Source organism: Alcanivorax sp. HI0083, assembly GCF_001635175.1.
The window spans coordinates 1-1012 of the sequence record NZ_LWFX01000171.1 but is presented as its reverse complement, the minus strand read 5'-3'; the positions used below and the strand labels follow the sequence as shown (position 1 = coordinate 1012).

General features: G+C 58.8%; 1 protein-coding gene. It reads right to left on the bottom strand.

All coding sequences use genetic code 11. The features are described 5' to 3' along the window. On the bottom strand, positions 1-1012 hold a 1012-nt coding region (locus A3754_RS01845; RefSeq protein ID WP_063518698.1), incomplete at both ends, for a UUP1 family membrane protein.

Sequence of the window (1012 nt, the reverse complement as noted above, 5' to 3'; positions counted from 1 at the left end):
ACGGAACGCCAGGGCGATCAGCACGGGGGTAAATGTCCCCAGGGTTTCCATGCCGATCAGCGAACGGATAAACAGCACCAGCATGACGCCCACCGGAATCATTACCAGAATGCGATACAGTTGCTGGGCAGGTAACGGCAGTTCGTAAAGGGAGAAATCGATAAAACTGCTCACGTCTTTCAGACGCAGGGACTGGGCCAGCTGCAACGCGCTCATTTCATTTTCGTGCACGCTAAAGCTCACGTCCGCAGACTTGCCGCCCTCGATATTCAGCAGCGGCCCTGGGCCGCTCCACCAGACCAGACGATCTTCCGGCAGACCCTGCTGGCCATTGAGCGGATTGAAGTACAGCCATTTCTTGCCGTTGAAGCTGCGCAGCCACAGCTCCGGCTGCTGCTCCTGGCTTTCCGCCAGGCGTAGCGTATGGACTGGCTCGGCCGGGATATGCGCCACCGCCAGCAGCAAATCAATGACATTGGCCCGGTTCTCCGGGCTCACATCGCTGCCCAGCAGCAACTGGACATTATCGTTCTCCAGTTCATTGACCCGCTTGATGGTCTCGCTGATAAAGGTTTCCACATCCGCCGAGTGCTGGCGAATCGGCTCCAGCAGCGCGTCGGCGGCCAGCTTATCCGGGCCATCCAGCGTAGGAGCCGGGCGGAATTGGGGGCCGGGGTCATTTTCCGGGGCATCCGCATAGCGCGGAGTCAGCATGAGGCGGTAATAAAGGTACTGGTTGCCTTCGGCGCGACGGGACGACCAGGTCACCTGCCGGTTGCCCTTCTCCACATTCACGTTCACGCCGTAATTGTTGGAGATAAAGCTTTCATTGAGGGTGGTATAACCCACTCCCAGCGGCGGCACGAACATGCGCACCTTGACGGGCTTGTTGGCCTTGGCCGAGAAAGACACTTGGGCATCGACCACCCACACCGGATCTTTCTCGTCCTGGCTCAGCGGCACATTTTGTACCAGCAACTGGTAAGCAATACTGCCGCCCCCCAACAAAAGC